This window comes from Planctobacterium sp. AWH2_060 (genome assembly GCF_056158425.1).
In genome coordinates, this window is the sequence record NZ_JBSWTG010000001.1 from 4,600,506 (window position 1) to 4,622,368 (window position 21,863).

At 46.4% G+C, this 21,863-nt stretch carries 19 protein-coding genes; 8 read left to right on the plus strand and 11 right to left on the minus strand.

From position 1 onward, the window contains the following. Nucleotides 1-257: 257 nt before the first annotated feature. Nucleotides 258-2,009 (minus strand): acyl-CoA dehydrogenase family protein, encoded by a 1,752-nt coding sequence (locus ACXAD8_RS19845; RefSeq protein WP_475231738.1) that lies wholly within the window; start codon nucleotides 2,007-2,009, stop codon nucleotides 258-260. A 254-nt stretch (nucleotides 2,010-2,263) separates the two neighbouring features. Between ACXAD8_RS19845 and ACXAD8_RS19850 the strand changes: the two genes are divergently transcribed. Both ACXAD8_RS19850 and ACXAD8_RS19855 read left to right on the plus strand, forming a co-directional pair. Further along, entirely contained in the window at nucleotides 2,264-4,180 is a 1,917-nt protein-coding gene (locus ACXAD8_RS19850; RefSeq protein ID WP_475231739.1) for a methyl-accepting chemotaxis protein, read from the plus strand. 167 nt (nucleotides 4,181-4,347) lie between these two features. Continuing rightward, entirely contained in the window at nucleotides 4,348-5,568 is a 1,221-nt protein-coding gene (locus ACXAD8_RS19855; RefSeq protein ID WP_475231741.1) for an EAL and HDOD domain-containing protein, read from the plus strand. A gap of 47 nt (nucleotides 5,569-5,615) precedes the next feature. Here the strand turns inward: ACXAD8_RS19855 and ACXAD8_RS19860 are convergent, their stop codons facing one another. From ACXAD8_RS19860 to rpsU, 5 genes are all read right to left on the minus strand, one after another. Then, the gene (locus tag ACXAD8_RS19860) at nucleotides 5,616-6,131 is read right to left on the minus strand and encodes an NUDIX hydrolase (RefSeq protein WP_475231743.1); all 516 of its coding nucleotides are present in this window, start codon (nucleotides 6,129-6,131) and stop codon (nucleotides 5,616-5,618) included. Nucleotides 6,132-6,163: 32 nt separating this feature from the next. Beyond that, nucleotides 6,164-7,999, minus strand: a complete 1,836-nt coding sequence (gene rpoD / locus ACXAD8_RS19865) for an RNA polymerase sigma factor RpoD (protein WP_475231745.1) — start codon at nucleotides 7,997-7,999, stop codon at nucleotides 6,164-6,166. 257 nt (nucleotides 8,000-8,256) lie between these two features. Beyond that, a complete protein-coding gene (gene dnaG / locus ACXAD8_RS19870; protein WP_475231747.1) occupies nucleotides 8,257-10,044 on the minus strand; it encodes a DNA primase in 1,788 nt (595 codons plus the stop codon). A 104-nt stretch (nucleotides 10,045-10,148) separates the two neighbouring features. After that, complete coding sequence (locus ACXAD8_RS19875; RefSeq protein ID WP_475231749.1) at nucleotides 10,149-10,595, minus strand: GatB/YqeY domain-containing protein; 447 nt, start codon at nucleotides 10,593-10,595, stop codon at nucleotides 10,149-10,151. Between the two features lie 28 nt (nucleotides 10,596-10,623). Further along, nucleotides 10,624-10,839, minus strand: a complete 216-nt coding sequence (gene rpsU, locus ACXAD8_RS19880) for a 30S ribosomal protein S21 (protein WP_229528211.1) — start codon at nucleotides 10,837-10,839, stop codon at nucleotides 10,624-10,626. A gap of 226 nt (nucleotides 10,840-11,065) precedes the next feature. Between rpsU and tsaD the strand changes: the two genes are divergently transcribed. Further along, entirely contained in the window at nucleotides 11,066-12,103 is a 1,038-nt protein-coding gene (gene tsaD, locus ACXAD8_RS19885) for a tRNA (adenosine(37)-N6)-threonylcarbamoyltransferase complex transferase subunit TsaD (RefSeq protein ID WP_475231751.1), read from the plus strand. A 7-nt stretch (nucleotides 12,104-12,110) separates the two neighbouring features. Here the strand turns inward: tsaD and plsY are convergent, their stop codons facing one another. Next, nucleotides 12,111-12,683, minus strand: coding sequence for a glycerol-3-phosphate 1-O-acyltransferase PlsY (gene plsY / locus ACXAD8_RS19890; protein ID WP_475231753.1), 573 nt, complete (start codon nucleotides 12,681-12,683; stop codon nucleotides 12,111-12,113). Nucleotides 12,684-12,772: 89 nt separating this feature from the next. Between plsY and folB the strand changes: the two genes are divergently transcribed. From folB to ACXAD8_RS19905, 3 genes are read left to right on the plus strand one after another with little or no spacing between them, the layout of a single operon-like run. After that, entirely contained in the window at nucleotides 12,773-13,153 is a 381-nt protein-coding gene (gene folB, locus ACXAD8_RS19895; protein ID WP_475231755.1) for a dihydroneopterin aldolase, read from the plus strand. Continuing rightward, on the plus strand, nucleotides 13,150-13,947 hold the full coding sequence (locus ACXAD8_RS19900) for an undecaprenyl-diphosphate phosphatase (RefSeq protein ID WP_475231757.1): 798 nt from the start codon (nucleotides 13,150-13,152) through the stop codon (nucleotides 13,945-13,947). The genes folB and ACXAD8_RS19900 overlap by 4 nt, the downstream gene beginning before the upstream one ends. Before the next feature lie 12 nt (nucleotides 13,948-13,959). Beyond that, nucleotides 13,960-14,322 (plus strand): histidine triad nucleotide-binding protein, encoded by a 363-nt coding sequence (locus tag ACXAD8_RS19905; protein WP_475231759.1) that lies wholly within the window; start codon nucleotides 13,960-13,962, stop codon nucleotides 14,320-14,322. Here the strand turns inward: ACXAD8_RS19905 and ACXAD8_RS19910 are convergent. Continuing rightward, nucleotides 14,319-15,077 (minus strand): MBL fold metallo-hydrolase, encoded by a 759-nt coding sequence (locus tag ACXAD8_RS19910; RefSeq protein WP_475231761.1) that lies wholly within the window; start codon nucleotides 15,075-15,077, stop codon nucleotides 14,319-14,321. The genes ACXAD8_RS19905 and ACXAD8_RS19910 overlap by 4 nt on opposite strands. 101 nt (nucleotides 15,078-15,178) lie before the next feature. After that, nucleotides 15,179-16,858, minus strand: coding sequence for a dipeptidyl-peptidase 3 family protein (locus tag ACXAD8_RS19915; protein ID WP_475231762.1), 1,680 nt, complete (start codon nucleotides 16,856-16,858; stop codon nucleotides 15,179-15,181). Nucleotides 16,859-17,231: 373 nt separating this feature from the next. Here ACXAD8_RS19915 and ACXAD8_RS19920 point away from each other — a divergent pair, with 373 nt between their 5' ends. Then, the gene (locus ACXAD8_RS19920) at nucleotides 17,232-18,068 is read left to right on the plus strand and encodes an HDOD domain-containing protein (RefSeq protein ID WP_475231763.1); all 837 of its coding nucleotides are present in this window, start codon (nucleotides 17,232-17,234) and stop codon (nucleotides 18,066-18,068) included. 67 nt (nucleotides 18,069-18,135) lie between these two features. Here the strand turns inward: ACXAD8_RS19920 and rdgC are convergent, their stop codons facing one another. Continuing rightward, a complete protein-coding gene (rdgC, locus tag ACXAD8_RS19925; protein WP_475231765.1) occupies nucleotides 18,136-19,038 on the minus strand; it encodes a recombination-associated protein RdgC in 903 nt (300 codons plus the stop codon). Between the two features lie 102 nt (nucleotides 19,039-19,140). Then, complete coding sequence (locus ACXAD8_RS19930; RefSeq protein WP_475231767.1) at nucleotides 19,141-20,877, minus strand: sensor histidine kinase; 1,737 nt, start codon at nucleotides 20,875-20,877, stop codon at nucleotides 19,141-19,143. Nucleotides 20,878-21,151: 274 nt separating this feature from the next. Between ACXAD8_RS19930 and phoB the strand changes: the two genes are divergently transcribed. Continuing rightward, nucleotides 21,152-21,841, plus strand: a complete 690-nt coding sequence (gene phoB, locus ACXAD8_RS19935; protein ID WP_475231769.1) for a phosphate regulon transcriptional regulator PhoB — start codon at nucleotides 21,152-21,154, stop codon at nucleotides 21,839-21,841. The last annotated feature ends 22 nt before the right edge of the window (nucleotides 21,842-21,863 follow it).

Genomic DNA, 21,863 nt, shown 5'->3' on the forward strand with positions numbered 1-21,863 from the left:
CATCCCTGATAGCTCTCATCGTTGTTTTAACTGATGTCGTAGTTTATTGCGCGTAAAGGGAGATGAGGTTCAGCACTCCGAACAAATACTGGCGGAACCGAACCCGCAAACGAATCAGTTTTGGAATATCTCCAAATGAAAGTTATTAGTTTCTGGACACTACTGTCACTAAATGAGCATTCATGCTATCGCCCTGGCGTTTTCGCAGATAGAAAAGGGAGTCATTGGACTCCCTTTTTTACGCAGTATGAAAACTTTTAGAATTCATCCAGGGCAAGCGCTGCCAGATCTTCACCATTATCCGTTAATGCCGCTTTGTGCATTAGTGCTCTGGGGTACAGTCGTTTTATATAGAAGTCACTGACTTTGGCTTTGCTTTGTGCCAATTGTTGGTTGTCATTGCTTGAAGCCGTGTCTTTCAGGCTGAGCCAGCAAATGCCCAACAGTGAGTAGGCGCAAAATTGCATGTAATCATAAGCGCGACTGGCAGTATCAAAGGCATCACCCTTCATCAATGATTGCGAACCTTCCAGCCAACTGTCATAAATCTCCTGAGCTTTATCTTTGTCCGGCTGATTGGCGATATTGGCAATCAAAACTGCAAACAACTCTGCCGTAGCCTGAAGCATTTTGCCGCCGTCTCGTACCAGTTTACGGGATATCAAATCCAGTGCCTGAATACCGTTGGTGCCTTCGTATAATTGCGTGATACGACTATCGCGAATTAACTGCTCCATGCCCCACTCCTGAATGTAGCCGTGACCACCAAAAATCTGAACCCCCAACTGGGATACCTCCTGACCAACATCAGTGAAGAAGGATTTAGTGATGGGGGTAAGGTAGGCGACGATGGCTTCCGCGTTGGCTTGTTCTTCTGGAGAGCCAAATCGCACCAGGTCTACCTGCTTGGCGTATAACAAGCCCAATGCCCGGCAGCCTTCTGTCAGCGCCTTTTGTGTCAACAGCATGCGGCGTACATCTGGTAGATGAATGATGGCATCCGCTTTTTCATCGGGCTGTTGCACGCCTTGTGGTGCTCTTGATTGCAGACGGTCTTTGGCGTAAGTAAGTGCTCCCTGATATGAGGCTTCTGCGATCCCGGTTCCCTGTAAACCTACCTGGAAGCGGGCGTCGTTCATCATAGTGAACATACATGCCAGGCCGCTGTGCGGTGCGCCAATTAACCAGCCTTTGGCACCATCAAAGTTCATAACGCAGGTGGGGCAGCCATGCAGACCCATTTTGTGTTCGATGCTGCCAACAGAAACATCATTGACGACATCAAAAGCACCGTTGTCGCCAGGTAACATTTTGGGAACCAGAAACAAACTAATACCTTTTACTCCAGGTGGTGCATCCGGCAGTCTGGCGAGGACCAGATGAATGATGTTGTCAGTCCATTCGTGATCTCCACCGGAGATAAAAATTTTGGTGCCGGTAATCTGATAAGAGCCGTCGTCGTTAGGTTCTGCTTTGGTGGTAAGCAAGCTCAGATCAGAGCCTGCCTGAGGCTCGGTCAGGTTCATAGTGCCAGTCCATTCGCCGCTGATTAGATTGGGCAAATAGGTTTCTTTGAGTTGTTCGCTGCCGTGTTTTTCCAGAGCCAGTACGGCACTTTCCGTCAGGCCACACACTAAGCGCCAACTGACATTGGCTGACACTAGCATTTCGTGTACCGGAATAGCGACAGAGTAGGGTAACTCCTGACCACCGTACTCTTCACTGCCCAACATGGCGTTCCAGCCGTTTTCAATGTAGTTCTGGTAAGCTTCAGGGAAGCCTTCTGCGGTGGTTACTTTACCGTCGTTTAACTTACAGCCTTGCAGGTCTCCTGCCTGATTAATAGGGGCAATCTCTGATTCTGCAAATCGCGCTCCCTGGGCAATTATCTCGTTAACCAGGTCTGCGTCGATGTCGTCTTTACCTATACTGGCATAATGTTCAGTGACCTTTAACCAGTCGTGAAGAAGAAATTGAAAATCTGTTAACGGAGCACGATATTCCGGCATGGTAAAATCCCCATAAATATAACAAGTGGTCAGATGAGTTTGCCAGTGGTGTGGCAAAAAGTAAATGCAAATGCCCCTTTTGTCATAAAAAGGTCAGGCAAGTTAATGAAAATAGGAAAAAAAATTGCAGAATATTGACTATTTGGTCGAAAACGAGATTATAGAGTTTACGGGATAAAGGCGGCATCATTTGTATTTTTGCAGTTGTCACTCCTACAATAAGAATTAGCCATTGCGCTTAAGACGAGCAATTAATGAATTTAGCATCTCTATCTATTAAGCAATTATTTGTTTTTTCACTGCTTACAGCGGTCCTGGTGTCCACCATTATTGTTGGTGCGATAGGGCAGTTCAGTGCGCGAAATCTGGTGTCTGAACGTCTCGAGGAAGTGGAGCTTCCCAACACCTTGCAACGCATTCGCAACGAATTAGATAAGGAAATCTCAATCATGCGCAGCGCCACTATGCAGTTGGCCAACGATGAGTTTGTCAATCAATGGATGCGCAGTGGTTCACCCGGTGCGCAGGAAGACATTGTTATTCGCAATCTGAACAATATAAAAAATCAGTATGGGTTAACCAATGTATCTGTTGCCAACCGTGAAACCGCCCAGTATTGGAACCAGGGCGGGTTTTTAAGAGTCTTGAATAATGACAACCTGGATGGCTGGTTTTTTGCTTTTCGCGATTCAGGCGAAGCATCTTCCATGAGCCTTTACACCGAGCAGGGTGAAGGCACCAAGATGTTTGTTAATTATCAGCAACTGGATGGGCAGGTTTTAGCGGGTATCGGGCTATCTGTCGACCAGATGGTGGACAAACTAAAAAGTAACCGCATCGCGGAAACGGGTTTCGTATTTTTGACCGATGGCAGTGGTCTGGTACAAATTCACCGCAATCAGTCTTATCTGAATACAAAAAATCTTAGTGCATTATATAGCAGCGAAGTAGAGCGCAAACTGTTAACCCGCTCTGAATTTGCTATGAGCCGCACCGAGGTGGATGGCGAAGAGGTTTTCCTGGCCAGCAGTTATCTGGAATCTGCGGGTTGGTATGTGGTGGCACAGGTACCTGTGGATGAAATCTTTGCTGAACTCAACGCCGCTCGCAGCCAGATGATTGTCTGGGTGGCGTTGGTGGCTGCGGGTTTTGCAGTACTGGCAGTATTTGTTGCTAATATTATTGCGGCGCCTATCTGCAAGTTGTCTTCAGTATTCGCTGAGTTGGGTCAGGCTGAAGCAAATCTTGATGTGCGATTAGAGAGGCAGTCATCTCAGGAGTTGCAATCGCTGGGTGAGGGCTTTAATGCTTTTGTAGAGAAAATTCAAAAAACCGTCGAAATGGTGGCTAATACCAGTGAAGATCTGCGCACTGAGGCCGACTCAGTGGCTGATTTTGCTCGCCAGTCTTTGGCGTTAGGCAAGCGTCAGTCTGCCCACACGGGCGAAGTGGTGACGGCTATTAGTCAGATGGGGGATACCGTTGATGAAGTGGCGCGCAATGCTAATAAAGCCGCGGAAACCTCTAATGAGTTAGAAGATGCCAGCCACAAAGGCAAGGCGGTCTCAATGCAGGCCAAACAGTCCATTGAAAAGTTATCCTCTCAGGTAGAGTCTGTGGCTGTGGTTATCGATGAGTTAGCCAGCCACACCGATGCCATTGGTAGTGTTCTGGAAGTCATTCGCGGTGTTTCTGAGCAAACCAACTTATTGGCTTTAAATGCTGCGATTGAAGCGGCCAGGGCCGGAGAGCAAGGCCGAGGATTTGCGGTTGTGGCAGACGAAGTTCGCTCATTAGCACAGCGTACCGGAGAGTCAACAGAAGAAATTCAGAAAACAATCGACCGTTTACAGCAAGAGGCCACAAGAGCGGTATCTCTGATGAAAGACAGTCGCGAGCAAGCGCGTACCGGTGTTAGCTCGGTGGTAGAAGCTGAACAGTCCTTGAGCAGTATCACGGCAGGAATCACTGCGCTCCGGGATATTAATAATCAGGTAGCGACAGCTACAGAAGAGCAGGCACAGGTGGCCCACGTGATTAGTGAAAACCTGAAACAAATCCAGGATGAAACTCAGGACAATCTGCAGGTATCTGACAAGGTGGCCAGAACCAGTGAAGCGTTGCAACAGTTGTCTGGGATGTTGGATAAGTTGGTGGAAGCTTATCGTTAGAGGATGTTGACCTTTGCTGAAAAATTACACTGTAAAGTTCAACGCGCTCTAATGTCACATTACGCTAAAGTCTAATGGACGAGGTACATAATTTGTGAAATAGTGCTGTAATCAGGGCCGGAATACATACAGGCATACGCAATTCCCAATAAAGGTACATCTTCAATATGTTTGCCAACAGTGACGTGCTTTGTGCTCGTCAACCCATCTTCTCTAAAAGCAATAAGATTTTCGCCTACGAGCTGTTGTATCGCTCTAAAGAATGTACAGATAGAGCACAATTCAGTGATGGTGATGTCGCCACCAGTGAGTTGCTTATCAATGCCATCGCCAGCATCAGCGACGATGAGACCCTGTTTAATTATCCACTGTTTTTCAACGTAACCCGCAACTTGCTGATGTCGGAATCCTTTTTTCCGGTAAAGCGCAACAGTGCAATCATCGAAATTCTGGAAAATGTACCAGTAGACGAGGCATTGACGGCCCGGGTTTACAAGCTCAAGCGACTGGGCTATCAGTTCGCTTTAGATGACTATTGCTTTGCAGACAAATTTGCGCCTCTGATTCCACTGGTAAAGTTTATTAAAATTGATTTGCTGAAATGTGATATCGAGCAACACCTGGATGAAATTGCCGAATTTCGAGAAAAGGGCAAAATTCTGGTGGCCGAAAAAGTGGAGACTCTGGAGGTATTTGAGCGCTGCAGAGCTTTGGGCTTTAATTTGTTTCAGGGCTATTACCTGGAAAGGCCGCAAATAGTTGAAGGCCGTAAAATCAACGCCAATGTTAACCTTGCTCTGACTATCATTAATGAACTGCAACAGTCTGATGTCAGCTTCGATAAGCTTTCCTATTTGGTATCTAAAGATCCTAAACTAAGCTACCAATTGTTACGCATTTTAAATAGCCCTGCACAGGGTTTAAAGCGAGAAGTCAGTAGCCTTAAACAGGCCGTTGTGTTTCTGGGAATTGAAGCCCTTAAAAAGTGGGTTATTCTGATTTCGCTGTTGCAAAACAGCGATGTGCCAGAAGCTTTCTTTACTATTTTGTTGACGCGGGCGCGAACCTGTGAATTACTGGCCAAGGCCATCGAGCACAAAGACGCTGATAGCTACTTTACCATGGGCTTGTTTTCTGGATTAGATCGGGTGCTCAATATGGACATGGCGGATGTCGTCAAGCACCTTGTTATTTCAAACGAACTGGAACAGGCATTATTGCAAAGAGCCGGGTTTATGGGAGACATTCTCAACAAGGTAATATTGCTGGAGAAAGCCGATTGGGAGTCTGTGCAAAAAGCCTGTGGCTGGGCGCAAGGGGAGATGTTGTCTCGTCTTATGGAGCAGGCCAGAGTCTGGACAGATGAGCTGTTGAGTAATTTAAACTAAGTCAGCGAACTTCGGGAACCAGTGGTTCCCGAAACGCATTTTACAGGTTACTCTTCTTGCCCTTCTGGCTTGGTCTTATTAAACATATCCAGAGTTTCAATATGTCTTTTGGGATAACGCCATTCACTAGCCAGAGTATCAAACGGGTCTGTGAGTTTGATAAAGGCCACTTCATGAGCGGTCCAGCCGGGAACCGGAAAACGATCAATATCTTCGCCTACATCTTCAGCTAGGCGACAGTGGTAAATTCTGAAGCCATTTTTGGCCACGCCTAAGAGCTTGCCTACTTCAACGTTAAAGCCCGTCTCTTCGAAGGTTTCCCGATGAGCAGTACACTGTGCCAGTTCACCTTCTTCAGCAGTACCGCCAGGCACATCCAAACGACCGGTTTTAATGTTGCCCAAGGTTAGCAGTTTATCGTTGACCCTTATAAAGCATCCGGCGTTACCTGTGGCGTCATCCAGGTGTTGATCATGGATGCGGCAAACCGGGTTGGCAGGCTTAGCTGTGTCACAGGCCACCAGGCCCCCACAAATAAGCAAAAGTAAGATTTTTCTTAACATATAAAAAGGGCGCTTAATGCGCCCATTCCTTATTATTGTTCATCCAGGAAGCTTCGCAGCTGCTCAGAGCGGCTCGGGTGGCGCAACTTGCGCAGAGCTTTGGCTTCGATCTGACGAATACGTTCACGGGTAACGTCGAACTGTTTACCCACTTCTTCCAATGTGTGGTCGGTGTTCATGTCGATACCAAAACGCATTCTTAACACCTTAGCTTCTCTGGCGGTAAGGCCCGCTAACACGTCTTGAGTTGCTAATTTAAGGTTGTTATTAGTGGCCGAGTCCAGAGGCTGTACAATAGTGCTGTCCTCGATGAAATCACCCAGATGCGAATCTTCATCATCACCGATGGGGGTTTCCATGGAAATTGGCTCTTTGGCGATTTTCAGTACCTTACGGATCTTATCTTCCGGCATTAACATACGCTCAGACAATTCTTCCGGGGTTGGTTCACGACCAATTTCCTGCAGCATCTGACGGGAGATACGATTTAGCTTGTTGATCGTCTCAATCATATGTACCGGAATACGGATGGTTCTCGCCTGGTCTGCAATTGAGCGGGTAATTGCCTGACGGATCCACCATGTAGCGTAAGTTGAGAACTTATAACCTCGGCGGTATTCGAACTTATCTACCGCTTTCATCAGACCGATGTTACCTTCCTGGATTAGATCCAGGAACTGCAAACCGCGGTTGGTGTATTTTTTCGCGATTGAGATAACCAGACGCAGGTTAGCTTCTACCATTTCTTTTTTGGCGCGGCGGGCTTTCGCTTCACCAATAGACATACGGCGGTTGATGTCCTTAATGTCATCGATTACCAGGCCGGTTTCTTCTTCAACCTGATTGATCTTGCTGACGCAACGCTCAATGTCTTCCTGCATCAGCTTGAGCTGTGCTACGTAAGGGTGATCGCTTTCCAGCACTTCATAGAACCAGTCAAGCGAGGTCTCGTTACCTGCAAACTTACGAATAAAGTCACGCTTGGGCATTTTAGCCTGAGCAACACAGTGCTTCATTACCAGACGTTCCTGAACGCGTACTCTGTCCATCATGGAGCGCATATTGCGTACCATGCGGTCGAACTGCTTGGGCACCAAACGAAACTCTTTGAATACTTCACTCAGTTTGGCGATTTCTTCTTTCGCTTTGGCATGAGCACGGCCATTTTTGGCGATAACTTCACGGGTGGCTTCGTACTGAACACGCAGTTCAGCAAACTTCTCGCGTGCCATCTCCGGATCGATGCTGTTATCTTCGTCATCATCGTCATCATCGTCATCATCGTCGTCATCGTCTTCGTCGTCCAGTTCTTCCTGAGACAACTCGGAACCAATGTGTGTTGCGGTAGGAGCAACATCTTCTTCGTTAGGGTCAACAAAGCCCAGGATGATGTCACCTAAGCGAATTTCTTCGGCTTCGTACAGATCCCATTGATCTAATAGGTAGGTAATGGCTTCAGGGTATTCGGCTACAGAGCACTGTACCTGATTGATGCCATCTTCGATACGCTTGGCAATTTCAATTTCGCCTTCACGGGTCAACAGTTCAACTGTGCCCATCTCGCGCATGTACATGCGTACCGGATCCGTAGTACGGCCAATTTCACTCTCTACCGTGGCAAGCGCTTGTGCGGCTGCTTCTGCGACTTCTTCATCGGTAGTGGTTTCCTGCATCAATAACTCATCGGCGTCCGGGGCATTTTCAAATACCTGGATACCCATGTCGTTAATCATGCGAATAATATCTTCAATTTGATCGGAATCTACGATATCTTGCGGGAGGTGGTCATTTACTTCAGAAAAGGTCAAAAAGCCTTGTTCTTTACCTTTAGCAATGAGGAGTTTGATCTGTGACTGCTTGCTTGCCATATGCTTCCACAATATAAATTTACTAGTTCAAGTGCGCCGCACGAAATATGTTATCGGAGCACTCCTGAAGACGTTGCGCCAACGCGCGCGGAATTAGCGATTATAGCAGATAAAAAAGTGTACAATCTACGCCTTGAACAAAATTTGTTTTTCCGGCCTGTTTACAAATCATTACTAACTGACGTTACTAACCGTCGCGCTTACTCTAATATTTGGTGTTAAATCCCGATTTTACAAGGTCTGCAGTGCAATTTCTGCTATTGAGTAGCGATACCGGTGCGCAGGGCTTTAGTTAAAGCTACTATTTCCTGCTTTTCCTCTGCACTTAGCGACTGCACGCGGGAAAGAGTTGTCAGTTCATCCAGCCGGGCTTCTAATTGCAACTGGATCAGACGGTTCATGTTCCCTCTGAATTCAGCTACTAAGTCTTTACCGGGCGGCATTTCTTTGCCCATCATTTTGAGTAGCACATGATAGTGGGGATGTTCGCGGAAGCGTTCCAGGATTTGGATGCCCATCACACTTGCCTCAGAAACACAGATGCTGTGAATGTCGCGCAGTAGATTCATGCCCGGTAAATTGATGGCCAACAGACTTTGCGGTGTCACTTCTGGTACCTGACGTGCTACTTCGGGGGCGTGTAATAACAAGTGCAACAATCTTCTCACCGGCGAATCAGACATTTTTTGGTGTTTTTCGTAATCTGCTTTTTGCGCTTTGATGGAGACGTTGGCTTCAGCGATTTTTTTGCTGGCCACTACCTGGTTGTATTCTCCGGTAATGGTAGCCAGTTTTTCAGTTAACAATTGTTTCTGGTATTCACCGGGCACCTGCTCCAGCATAGGTATCGTCTGGGCTTTCAGGCTGGCTTTGCCTTCCAGTGTGGACGGGTCGTGTTGTTGACGCAATTGCTCAAACAAAAATTCCGATAAGGGCTGCGCCTGCTTCAGGCGCTCTTCAAAGGCTTCTTTGCCTTCCTGGCGGACCATGGTATCCGGGTCTTCGCCATCGGGTAAAAACAGGAACTTTAATTTGCAGCCGTCTTTCAACATTGGCAAGGCATTTTCCAGTGCCCGCCAGGCGGCGTCGCGTCCGGCCCGGTCGCCGTCGTAACAACAGATCACTTCCTGGGTATTGCGGAACAATAACTGAATATGTTCTGGTGTTGTTGCCGTGCCCAGTGCGGCTACAGCGTAATCAATACCAAATTGCGCCAAAGCTACCACGTCCATGTAGCCTTCAACGATGATCACTTTTTCCAGTTTGCGATGGGCCTGTTTGGCCTGGTAGAAGCCGTAAAGCTCTGAGCCTTTGTGGAAAATTCGGGTTTCCGGTGAGTTCAAATACTTGGGGCCATCGCCTTGCATGATGCGGCCACCAAAGCCAATGACTCGTCCTCGACGGTCCCGAATTGGGAAGGTGATGCGGTCGCGGAAAAAATCATAACGGCGTTGCTGGTCGTTCTGGTTTACCAGCTTTAAGTCCATCAGTTGCTGAATTGACTGATTATCGGTACCAAACTGACGCAATACCGAATCCCAGTCCGGTGGTGCAAAACCTATCTCAAAGGTTTTAACAATTTCACCGCTTAAGCCGCGCCCTTTAAGATAATCGATGGCACTTTGCCCCTGGCTGTGTTGACGTAATTGTTGTGCGTAGAAACGCGCCACTTTATTCATCAACTCATAGTCATCTTGCAACTGCTGTTTTTGCTGTGGACTTTGCTGTCTGAAATTGCCGCCGTCTTCACGAGGGACTTCCAGGTGATACATGCGGGCCAGCTCTTCCACCGCCTCGGGAAACTCCAGCCGTTCATATTCCATCAAAAATGATATGGCATTGCCATGAGCACCGCAGCCAAAACAATGATAAAACTGTTTATCTGGCGCAACGGTAAAAGATGGGCTTTTTTCATTGTGGAAGGGACAACAGGCCTGATAGTTTCGGCCGGCCTTTTTCAAAGGCACAAAACTATCGATAAGCTCAACGATATCAGCACGAGCTAATAGGTCATCAATAAAACTACGGGGAATTCTGCCAGCCATAAATTGTTATTTTAAGGTCCACAAATAAACAAGCCGCACCTTGTAATAAGGTACGGCTTGTGTCAAGTCGATAAATTCGTTAGTGCAGATTTAACTGCCGTGAATTATGCGCTAAGTTTAGCCTTGATGGCTTTGCTCAGTTCACCCATATCGGCGCGGCCCTGAACTTTTGGTTTCAGCCATCCCATCACTTTGCCCATATCCTGCATGCCATTGGCACCGGTTTCGGTCATAGCTTCGGCGATTAAGGCGTCGAGTTCTTCACTGGTTAATGCCTTAGGAAGAAATGAGTGTATCACCTCCGTTTCATTTCTTTCCTGTTCTGCCAGATCTTCGCGTCCGGCAGCTTCAAACTGTTGCATGGCATCTTTGCGTTGCTTGACCATTTTGGTCAGTATCGCCAATACATCAGCGTCTTCTAACTCGACTTTGCCGTCTATTTCTTTTTGCTTAATTTCAGCCAAAGCCATTCTAATGGTGCCAAGACGCAATTTGTCTTTGGCGCGCATAGCTTCTTTTTGGGCTTCTTTAAGTGATTCTTTTAAAGACATAACTTAACTATAATTCGCGGTTAACGATTTAGTATAACTTGATACGACGCGCGTTTTCGCGAGCCACTTTTTTCAAGTGACGCTTTTTAGCAGCTGCTTTTTTACGCTTGCGTTCCCAGGTAGGCTTTTCGAAGAATTCTCTGCGACGAACTTCGGATAAGATACCCGCTTTTTCACAAGAACGCTTAAAACGACGCAGTGCTACGTCAAACGGTTCGTTTTCTCTTACTTTAACGATTGGCATTAAATAATCACCTCAAATCAAAATCTTATAAATAATGTGCTTAAAAAATAGACGGCACGGTTAAAAATGGTGCGCAATTCTAATCATATCGCCAGGTAAAGTAAAGGGAATGGCGGCTATTTGTGTCGATTAGTTGCACGGTTTTCCCGGTACAAAGGTTTTCGATTGGTTCTGCTAAACGCTTTTGGGTAAACTAGCGCCAGTTTTGACCGTAGATAAGATAGATATGTTGGTATTAGGAATAGAAACTTCCTGTGATGAAACCGGTATTGCTCTGTATGACACAGACAAAGGCCTGCAATCTCATGCACTGTACAGCCAGGTGAAGTTACACGCCGATTATGGCGGTGTGGTGCCGGAGCTGGCGTCCAGAGATCACATTCGCAAAGTCGTACCTTTGATAGAAGAGGCGATAAAAGAGGCCGGGGTTAGTCATAAGGATATTGATGGTATTGCCTATACGCGCGGACCGGGCTTGATCGGCGCTTTACTGGTGGGTAGTTCGGTGGCTCGCAGTTTAGGCTTTGCCTGGGACATACCCACAGTCGGTGTGCATCACATGGAAGGACATTTGCTGGCCCCGCTGTTGGACGATATCGATTTGTGTTTTCCGTTTGTAGCTTTGTTGGTTTCAGGCGGGCACTCAATGCTGGTTAAAGTGGATGCAATTGGCAGTTATGAGTTGTTAGGAGAATCGGTTGATGACGCTGCCGGCGAAGCCTTCGATAAAACCGCTAAATTGCTGGGCCTGGATTATCCCGGCGGACCACGATTGGCAAAACTGGCGGACCAGGGCAATGCGAAGCGTTTTACCTTTCCTCGACCCATGACCGACAGACCCGGATTGCAATTTAGTTTCAGTGGCCTGAAAACCGCTGCCGCCAACACTATCCGGGACGTTAAAAAAGCCTCAGATTCTGGTGAGTTGTCGGAGCAGGATAAAGCTGATGTGGCTGCGGCGTTTCAGGAAGCGGTTATTGATACCTTACTGATCAAATGCCGAAGGGCACTAAAACAATGCAATGTTAAGCAACTTGTCATTGCGGGTGGAGTTAGCGCTAATGTGCAGCTGAGAGACAAGGTCACGAAATTAATGGAGAAGATGGGCGGAAAAGCCTTTTATCCAGCCCCTGCTTTTTGTACCGACAATGGTGCTATGATCGCTTATGCTGGTGCACAGCGATTGTTGGCTGGACAACAGGATGATATGGCTGATCAGGTATTGCCCCGTTGGCCATTGGATGAATTAAAACCTCTAAAATAGCAGCATTTCAGGTTTTCAGCTCGCTGCCTTCCCACAAGCGACGAATATTGGGCAGGTGGCGCAGCACAATGGTACAACTCATCAGAGTGATACTCATAAACCAGGGAGAATTGCTCAGCCAGGCTAGTATCGGGGCCAGGCTGACGCTAATAATGGCGGCCACGGACGATATTCGCATTTTTTTCATGATACCCAACCACACCAAGATCAGAAAAATACCCAGTAACCATTCCAGCGCTAAGACCACGCCGAAACCGGTTGCCACGGCCTTGCCACCTTTAAACTTAAAAAATAACGGGAAAATGTGACCCAGGCAGGCGCCTACACCACAAAGCGCCACCACGATTTCAGGTTGCTTGAGATAAACCGCCAGCAGTACCGGTAGCAAGCCCTTCAACATATCAAAACTAAATGTAACCAATGCAGGCCATTTACCGCCGATGCGATAGACGTTGGTGGTGCCTGGGTTTTCTGAACCTTTAGAGCGGGGATCGGGCAATTGCCACATGCGACACACCAAAATGGCACTGCAAATTGAGCCAAGATAGTAGGCCAGAACTGGCAGTAATACGGCTAACATGGTGAACTCGTTTTGAGGTTAGACAATCCAGGATAAATCAGTATGATTCCCAGCAGTTACAATTCTAAGCATCATTATAAGCCGTCTTTATGGACAAAATCATTATTAAAGGGTTAGAAATCGACACCATCATTGGTGTCTATAACTGGGAAAGGCAAAATAGCCAGAAAGTTATCCTTAATTTAACCCTGTTGACAGAGCTCAATACCGCCATGAAGTCGGACCTTGTTGCCGATACCATTGATTATGCAGCTGTGGTTGAGCACATCGAAAATCTGGCAGACAGCCATCATCCTGAATTGCTGGAAAAGTTTGCTGATTTAATCTTTGCTGGTTTATTCGCGGCATTCCCCTTGGCAGAAATTCGCCTGGAAATTTTGAAGCCTGATATTTTAAAGCAGGTGGATTCGGTGGGCATTGAGGTTGTCCGCCAAAGAGCAGATTACATTGTAAAAGGAACACTAAATTGAGTTTAGCAGAAATCATCATACTGGCGATTATTCAGGGATTATCAGAATTTTTGCCCATCTCCAGCTCGGCCCACCTGATTTTGCCGTCGCAACTCTTTGGCTGGCGAGATCAGGGACTGGCGTTTGATGTGGCTGTGCATGTAGGTAGTTTATTGGCGGTAGTGAGCTACTTTCGCAGAGAAGTGCTGCAGTTAACTGTGGGCTGGGGACAGTCACTCAGTGGCAAGGTGACAGAAGATGGCAAGTTGGCCTGGATGATTATTCTGGCAACGCTGCCGGTGATTATTGTGGGTTTTTTGGTTAAAGATTACGTGGAAGGTTGGTTGCGTTCAGGATATGTGATTGCCACCACCACCATTGTTTTCGGTCTGTTGTTGTACTGGGCCGACAAGGTGGCAACCCGTCAACAGGGCAATGTCGAGCTGACCTGGAAAAAAGCCCTGATTGTGGGCCTGGCGCAAGTAGCGGCCATTATTCCCGGCACTTCTCGTTCAGGCGTTACTATGACAGCGGCATTGTTTTTAGGGATTAGCCGGGAAAAAGCCGCGCGCTTCTCGTTTTTATTATCCATTCCCACTATTCTGGGGGCTGGGACCATTCTGACCTACAAGCTGTTGTCCCGCGATGAAGCGGTAAACTGGGAAGAACTGTTTTACGGCGTTGTTTTATCCTTTATCAGTGCTTATATCTGCATTACGCTATTTTTAAAGTGGATATCCACACTGGGAATGACGCCTTTTGTTATTTATCGAGTGATACTGGGTATTGTAATTTTCGTTCTCTTGTCGATTTAAGGAAACGGCATCATGTCAGAAACTATTTTTACCAAAATCATCAATAAAGAAATCCCCGCCGACATCCTGTATGAGGATGACGAAGCTTTAGCCTTTAAAGATATTAACCCGCAGGCCCCGATACATTTTTTGGTGATCCCGAAAAAGCCCATCGCCACCATCAATGACATGAGTAGTGACGATAAAGCGCTGGTGGGGCATTTACATTGGGTGGCCAGTCATATCGCAAAAGAGCAGGGCTTTGCTCAGGACGGTTTCAGAACCGTGATGAACTGCAATGAACACGGTGGTCAGACGGTTTATCACATCCACCTACATGTGTTAGCGGGTAAGCCTCTGGGGTGGCCGCCTTATCAGGAAAAACTGAAAGTTTAGCCGTTCGCCGTTATACCAAATACCCGAGCTAACTTACTTTTTACTGAGCGCCAGTGTGTCGCTGGTATCTCTGGTGCTTTTTGTTGCAGGTAATCAAAATCAGCATCGCTGAGCTTAACTTCTGCACCATGAGCCAACAGGATACTGTCGGGCGCTAATTGTCTGATCCGGTTTAACGAAGCCTTGTAGCGATTGGGGTAAAACACCGGATAGGGCGGGATAAACCGCTCTTTTACTTTAACCATTAAATCCGCTACATACACTTTATGACTGGGCTGATGCCAGAGACTAATGTCTCGGTCGGTATGGCCCTGAGTAAAAAGTACACGCCAGTCTTCAAATCCCGGGATCAGCGCTTCGTCATCAAGATAAATATCGGCTTTCATCCAGGGAGAGTACCAAATCAGGCGACGCGACTTTTTCATTCTTCCCGCCACCCAGTGGGCCAGTAATATATCGCTAAGATGCATCAGCCAACCATCCACACCGCTGTACCATTGACCAGGGACATTCCCGGTCACGATCTTTGCTTTGGTGATTTGCTTTAAGGCTCGGGCACCGCCGGCATGGTCTGGGTGCATGTGCGTGACCATGATGACTTTAAGGTGATGCAAGGGGCGTTTAAGCTCTTCGCTGATAAAACGGCAGATGTTCTGCACGTCAGCCCGAGAAGCGCCGTCTAGTAACATTAGACCATGGGGTTCTTCTACCAGCCAGATATCCTGGATATAGCCTTCAAGGCGATGTAACTTCATGAATCGTTTAAGGCTTAAAGATTGTTGATACTTATAAGTGTAGCAATGAAACTCCGGTATTCAAACGGTTGTTTGAATGCCGGAGTAATATGGAGTTGGTATTACAGACCTAAGACCTGTTTACCCTGCGTAAAAGTGATATCTACCGGGATATTGGCTTGAGACAGGCGATCCAGATCAGCTTGTAATGCAGCGTCGATCAAGCCTTTTTCCGCCACCAACTTAGCAACGCCATCGTAATCACCATTGCCTTGCAAGGTTAAAATCAGCTCAGACAATGAGCTGACGGCTTGTTGCATCTTGTCCATGTCGACAGAATACTGACCTTGCTCATTGCGACTAAAAGCCCCTTGTTCTTTAAAATAATTAAAGCGCACCATATTGGCCTTACCATGAGCGCTGGAGGCTCCAAAGCGCACGGAGCGGAAGATACCTGCCATAAAGGTGGTGTAGTAGTCCTGCAGAACACCTTCAGTGATTTCATCTTTTTCCAGCAATTGCTGAATCATGTACAGACCCAGAATATCGGCTTTACCCTCTTCCAGTGCTGAAGCGTGTTCTTTTAATACCTGACGCACAGTTCCTTTGTCATTGATGGTATTTTTAATGCCTAATCCATGAGCCACTTCGTGAAACATAGTGTTGGCAAAGAAAGCATCAAAGGTAATGTTTTGTCGTTGTTCCGGTACGATCAACTCCTGAGCGATGGGTACAAGGATATGGTCGAATTTAGCGCGCATAGCATTTTTGAGTTGCAGGCGGCGCGTTCCTTTAGACAACTGTACTTCTTCGTCATTGGGCAAATTGATAGCAATGGTTTTACTACCGGCATTGGAGTGGCCAGCGTAATAGATAACGTCATAGGCGTTTAGGTCTGCATTGGCTCCAGGCGTTTCCTGTTTATAGGCTTCTGCAACCGGCAAACCCTTTTGCAGTTCAGGCAGAAATTGTGCGTACTTCGCCAGCTTTTCGCTCCATTTTAAATCTTTGATCAGCACATAAGATTCAAACGCAGCGCGATAGCCAAAGAGCTGATCTTCATAGGTTTCAATTGGGCCATAAACCAGCTCAATTGGGTTGCTTTTCATATCCATCCAGGCAAAATCGGAAGCCTGGTATTCGTCGCTTAGCAGGGCTTCGGCACGCATGTTCAGGTAATTGGCAAATTCCTTGTTTTCCGCCAGCAGAGCCGCTTGTTTCAGCAATCCAGCGGCTCGCTCCAACGCTACCTTGTATTTTTCAGAATAGGGAACGACTTTGAGTTGCCCTTCTTGTCGCTCAATTACTGAATACAGGCCATCCTTTCCGGGTAAGTCAGCTGCTTCAAACTCGGCCTTATCCATATCCTGAGGATAGAATTGCGCACCGTGAGATTTGGCTTCGACACCGGTTAAAAAAGCCTTGTCGCCATCCAGTCGATCCCAGGGGCCGTAGTTTATTTCTGCAAACTTACGAACTTTGGCATCGGTTATTTTCGCCAGGAATTCATCTTTGTTTGGACCATAGGCTTGTTGCCAAAAAAGCTCATCCATGATCTCCGAGGCATCTATCAATACGCCCAGCATGGTTTTCTGATTGTCGCTCAGGTGAGAAAGGTCGGCACTTAATTCTACTTGCTTGTAGATATCTAATCGTTCGCTCAACTCTGGCAACAAGGTATAAGGTTTTGCTTCCTGGTCAACAGCAGCCGCTGAGGAGGAGGCAGTGTCACTGGGCTGGCAGGCGCTTAATGCGCATAAAGAAGCGGCGAATAAGATTCCGCTAAGTGGATTTTTTCTCATCGTAAATGCTCTTTTTATTATTATATTGAATTTAAATTTAAAACAGCGCATACCTTGATTCAAATTCGGCTAAAAATCAAATCTTGCGCACAGCGACTATGCGAGGGGCGCGATCACTTGAAATAAATTTGAGTTATATCAGATAAATGGCTGGTGAATCGAAGAAAATAAATTAAACTCAAAGAGTAGAGCGTGTTACCAGATTAGCACTTTTGATGAGCAGTAGGTGCGATTCTGACTGAGCGTTTTCACATTTGTACAATTAGTAAACATTGATTGTTCAAAGGTTAGTTTTGATTGCTCTGGTAACCCCGCTTGGTTCAAACAACTAGTCCTGATTTAGTAACTCAGGTTCATATGAAAAGGTTGGAAAATGTCCACTGAAAATGCATTGCTCACCATTCTGGTAGAAAAAATAAACAACGATACCTTGGTGTTGCCTACACTGCCTGCGATAGCCTTAAAGGTTCGCAAAGCGGCAGATGATCCGGAAATTAACCTCAATACCATGGCGGATGTGATCGGTCTGGATCCATCGTTGTCGGCACGGATTATTAAAATTGCAAACAGCGCCTATATGGGGCGCAGTGTTAAAGTCGAATCGTTAAACCAGGCGGTGACTCGTATTGGTTTAACGCAAATCAAAAACATCGCCACTGCACTTGCGATGGAACAGTTATTTGTGAGTAAGAACGACATTATTAAAGGCTATATCAATAAAATTTGGGATCGCACGGTTGATGTGGTTGCCAACGCTTTAGCACTGTTTCGAATTTATCAGGATGAAACCAAAGATCGCCGTCTGAATGTTGATACCCTGACTTTGTGCTCACTGGTACACAATATAGGCATTCTGCCTATCCTGACAGAAGCTGAGCGTCATGAAGAAGTCTTTGCTAATCCCACATTTTTAAATGTGGCGGTGCAGAAGCTATCCGGACGTATCGGTGGCACCATCACTGCAGAGTGGGGGTTTGGTAAGGATTTTGTTCAGGTGGCTGAGCATTGGCGTAACCTCAAGGTGCAGACCGAAACCGTGTCTTATCTGGATTTTGTGCGTATGGGCGCAGCGGTTGCTGGTCACGTTAACAGTCAAAAAGATGCCATCTTAAATCTGTGCATGAAGAAAAACATGATCAGTGATTTGGCTCTGGTTGAAAGTGACGAGTACAAAGATATGAAAGAAGCCGGTAAGGCGATATTTAGTTAGCCTGATATCTGGCTGATAAAAACAAAACCCCACTATGCAGTGGGGTTTTTGTAGCGTTTAGAGCTAATCAGGCTTCTTCGTCGAGGTCAAAAATATCCTGCAGGTAGCCGATAAAGCGCACCAACTCACCGGACATCAGGGCAAAATCGGCGTCCAGTTTAGCGGCTTTTTGATCCTTGGGAATATCGTCATTTTGTTCCCGCATCACGTCGGTAAATTTGATGCGTTTAACTGACAAGTCTTCCTGAATTATCGCTGTCAGGGTGTCTTCCCATTTAACCGCAATCTTGTGCACCGATTTTCCGGATGCAATGTGGTTTAGCATTTCATCAGATGTCAGATCCTGGTTTTTACAACGAATAATGCTGGCTTCTTCAGCTTCGTCTTTAAACTCAGCTTCGTCCTGAAGCTCCAGTCCTGCCGGTACTTTGCTGTCCTGCAACCAACTGGTTAACGCGGCAGCAACACTGGTTCTGCCCAGTGGTACCACAGGTAATGAGCCCATAGCTTTGCGCAGCATCGCCAGGAAGGTTTCTGCTTTACCATCGGCTGAGGCATCAACAAACACCATGTTTTCTTTGGGGCTGATCATGCCGTGCAGATAGCTGTTTTTGGTGAATGCCTGAGGCAATAAGCGGTGAATGATTTCTTGCTTCAGATCCTGTTTGGCTTTCTTGCCAACTGGCGCGCCGGTTTCTGATTCGATCTGTGCAACCTTTTCTTCTAATTCCGCATTGACTACAGAAGTAGGCAGTAGTCTTTCTTGTTTTTTCAGGGTTAACAAAAAGCGTCCGTCAGCCAGGTGAAATAGCTCCTGACCGCCCTCTAATGGTGCTACCCAGCCCATGGTTGCTAATTCTTGCTTACCACAATGGCGAAACGCCACCTGGGTTAATTGTTGTTGGAAATCTTCCGGGGAAATGTTGAGGGATTCAGTAATTGAATAAACTTTTAAATTTTTAAACCACATAGTCTTCTTAGCGTCAGGGTGAACGACAAACCCGCAATCTGGCCTGTCATTAGATATGAGAAAAGGGCAGGAGATTAGCAGGTCTGAACCCGCTAATCCAGCTTAAACCGCGCGTTTGTTTTGGGGAAAATTAATGATGTATCTAAGCCCTTGACCAGGCTCACTTTCTGCTTCAATTTTACCACCCAGAGTTTGGGTTACCAGGTTGTACATAATGTGAGTACCAAGGCCGGAGCCGCCTTTACCGCGACGGGTGGTGAAAAAGGCATCAAAGTGTTTTTCTAACATTTCTTTGTTTAGACCCTTGCCATTGTCACGGTAATCAATATGTACCAGGTTGTCATCACTCCAGATCTTCATACTGATATGACCTTCTCTGACATTTTCAAAGCCATGGATGAGTGAGTTCATGATCATGTTAGTCACGATCTGTGCTACTGCACCAGGGGCACATCTTACTGTCAGGTCATCCGGGCAATCGACTTCAATGGTGTGATTGGTTTTCTTAAACTTAGGTGCCAGTGATTGGGTAACTTCGCGGATATATTCTTTCATATCCACATCTCTTTCCGCTTCACTGGTTTGATCCACCGCCACCTGTTTAAAGCTGGCCACCAGGTCCGAGGCGCGATTCAGGTTAGACAGTAACAAGGTTGTGGTTTGCCCGGCTTCATCAATAAACGCCGTCATGGTTTTACTGGTGAGTTTCTTATCATCAAATGCCGTCTGCAATGATTTTAGTCGGTCTTGCAGGAAACTGGCGGCGGTGACACTGACACCAATTGGGGTATTCACATCATGGGCTATCCCCGCAACCAAACCACCCAGTGAAGCCATGCGTTCAGATTCCACCAGTTGATCCTGAGCTACTTTCAGGGTTTCCATAGATTCGGCTAGTTCGTTATTTTTTCTGATCAGGGTATCTTCGGCAAATCGACGGCTGTCGTTCTCTCGTTTCAGCTCTTCCTGTTTCACCATTAACTCATCTTTTTGCTGTTCGAGGTCCAACATGATTTTAGACAGGCTGGCGGTCTTCTTAGCCACTTCCTGCTCTAACATCAGGTTCTGTTCGTCCAGTTTGCGATTGGCTTCCTTGAGCTCCGCCTGTGCTCCTCCCAGACGGTTTTGAAAATCAATGAGGTCATCCACTAGTTTGTTATAGGCATCCCGTAACACCGCTAACTCATTGTCGTCTTCAATTTTGACGTGGAGTTTGGAGGATTCCAGACGATCAATATCAAATTCATTTATCTGGTGGGTTAAATCCGACAGCGGCTCGGTTAACATTCGCCGGAAAGCATTGAGGAACAAGAACACCAGAAAACCAGTTTTTAAAATGGCGTTGCCTATCAGGAAGAACACACCTACCTGAATCCGGCCAAAGATAATTTCAAAACTGGAATACAGTGTGACATCACCGACGTTAGAGGTACGGCCGGAAAACTCAAATATCAGCGGGAAGGTATATCCAAAGGTTCCGCCACCGTGGTCTTGCATTACACCGGTATTCACCGGATCCATTTGCAATACGACAGTTCGTCCCAAATCAGCAATATAGTTACCATTCTCGTCACGGATCTGCACACCTTCAACAATGGGCAGCTCCATTAATCCTTCTGCAATAGATTGTGCTTGTGGGGTGTTTAGTTCCCATATCGCGCGGGTTAAACTGGTACTAAAGGTGTTTTTGAGAGTCTGTAATTCGCTCTGAATGTGGTTTTTGGCGTTGAGGTATTCTGTCAGTATTTGTCCCACTGTCACAATCAGTGTCAGTATAAAATAAACAGACAGCACTCTGGTCAAAAGTTTTCTTGATAATCCTACTTTAACTTTTGACATTCAACGCAACCCTTCGCTTATTGCTATAACCTGTTGGAACAGACCCTGAGTCAGACCCATTGTAACGTTACCTGAAGACTATGAATTATTTTTTTGCAGTTCCTCGGCTAAGAATATGCAGAAAATGCTAATTAGACAAGGCATGGTATAGCTTTAATTTTATTGCTTAATATCTGGTTATGTTATGGTTTTTAAGGATTTAAGGTGGAAAATTCATATTTTTGTCATCAAATCGACAAATAATTGCCGCGGATATTAAGATTGAGGTGAAAAAGTGGCTAGAAAAATACTCGTAGTTGAAGACGAAGCGCCCATCAGGGATATGATTAAGTTTGTCTTAGAGCAGTCGGACTTTGACGTTACCGAGGCGGAAGATTATGACGTAGCGCTTGATTCAGTAATTGAACCCTATCCTGAAATTATACTTTTGGATTGGATGCTGCCTGGCGGCAGTGGTATTCAACTGGCAAAAAAACTCAAGCAGCACGAGCACACTAAAGACATCCCCATTATTATGCTGACTGCCAGAGGGGAAGAGGAAGACAAGGTCCGTGGTTTGGACGCCGGTGCTGATGACTATATTACTAAGCCATTTTCACCCAAAGAACTCATTGCGCGAATCAAAGCTGTTCTGCGCAGAACATCGCCTACCTCCAATGAAGAACCTATCAGTTTCAGTGGCTTGGTGTTAGATCCGGTTTCGCATCGCGTTACTTCCCATGGCAATGCCCTCAAATTGGGACCAACAGAGTTTAAACTGCTACACTTTTTTATGACGCATTCAGAGCGTGTATACAGTCGAGAGCAATTACTGGATAACGTTTGGGGTACCAACGTTTACGTTGAAGACAGAACTGTGGATGTGCATATTCGACGCCTGCGCAAAGCCATATCTGGTCACGGTCATGAGAACATGATACAAACAGTACGCGGCTCTGGATATCGTTTTTCAGCTAAGCAGTAACTGTGCTGATTATCTGCCCTAT

Coding starts and splice junctions, on each gene's coding strand:
- ACXAD8_RS19845 (WP_475231738.1), bottom strand. CDS start 2,009: ATGCCGGAATATCGTGCTCCGTTAACAGATTTTCAATTTCTTCTTCAC.
- ACXAD8_RS19850 (WP_475231739.1), top strand. CDS start 2,264: ATGAATTTAGCATCTCTATCTATTAAGCAATTATTTGTTTTTTCACTG.
- ACXAD8_RS19855 (WP_475231741.1), top strand. CDS start 4,348: ATGTTTGCCAACAGTGACGTGCTTTGTGCTCGTCAACCCATCTTCTCT.
- ACXAD8_RS19860 (WP_475231743.1), bottom strand. CDS start 6,131: ATGTTAAGAAAAATCTTACTTTTGCTTATTTGTGGGGGCCTGGTGGCC.
- rpoD (WP_475231745.1), bottom strand. CDS start 7,999: ATGGCAAGCAAGCAGTCACAGATCAAACTCCTCATTGCTAAAGGTAAA.
- dnaG (WP_475231747.1), bottom strand. CDS start 10,044: ATGGCTGGCAGAATTCCCCGTAGTTTTATTGATGACCTATTAGCTCGT.
- ACXAD8_RS19875 (WP_475231749.1), bottom strand. CDS start 10,595: ATGTCTTTAAAAGAATCACTTAAAGAAGCCCAAAAAGAAGCTATGCGC.
- rpsU (WP_229528211.1), bottom strand. CDS start 10,839: ATGCCAATCGTTAAAGTAAGAGAAAACGAACCGTTTGACGTAGCACTG.
- tsaD (WP_475231751.1), top strand. CDS start 11,066: ATGTTGGTATTAGGAATAGAAACTTCCTGTGATGAAACCGGTATTGCT.
- plsY (WP_475231753.1), bottom strand. CDS start 12,683: ATGTTAGCCGTATTACTGCCAGTTCTGGCCTACTATCTTGGCTCAATT.
- folB (WP_475231755.1), top strand. CDS start 12,773: ATGGACAAAATCATTATTAAAGGGTTAGAAATCGACACCATCATTGGT.
- ACXAD8_RS19905 (WP_475231759.1), top strand. CDS start 13,960: ATGTCAGAAACTATTTTTACCAAAATCATCAATAAAGAAATCCCCGCC.
- ACXAD8_RS19910 (WP_475231761.1), bottom strand. CDS start 15,077: ATGAAGTTACATCGCCTTGAAGGCTATATCCAGGATATCTGGCTGGTA.
- ACXAD8_RS19915 (WP_475231762.1), bottom strand. CDS start 16,858: ATGAGAAAAAATCCACTTAGCGGAATCTTATTCGCCGCTTCTTTATGC.
- ACXAD8_RS19920 (WP_475231763.1), top strand. CDS start 17,232: ATGTCCACTGAAAATGCATTGCTCACCATTCTGGTAGAAAAAATAAAC.
- rdgC (WP_475231765.1), bottom strand. CDS start 19,038: ATGTGGTTTAAAAATTTAAAAGTTTATTCAATTACTGAATCCCTCAAC.
- ACXAD8_RS19930 (WP_475231767.1), bottom strand. CDS start 20,877: ATGTCAAAAGTTAAAGTAGGATTATCAAGAAAACTTTTGACCAGAGTG.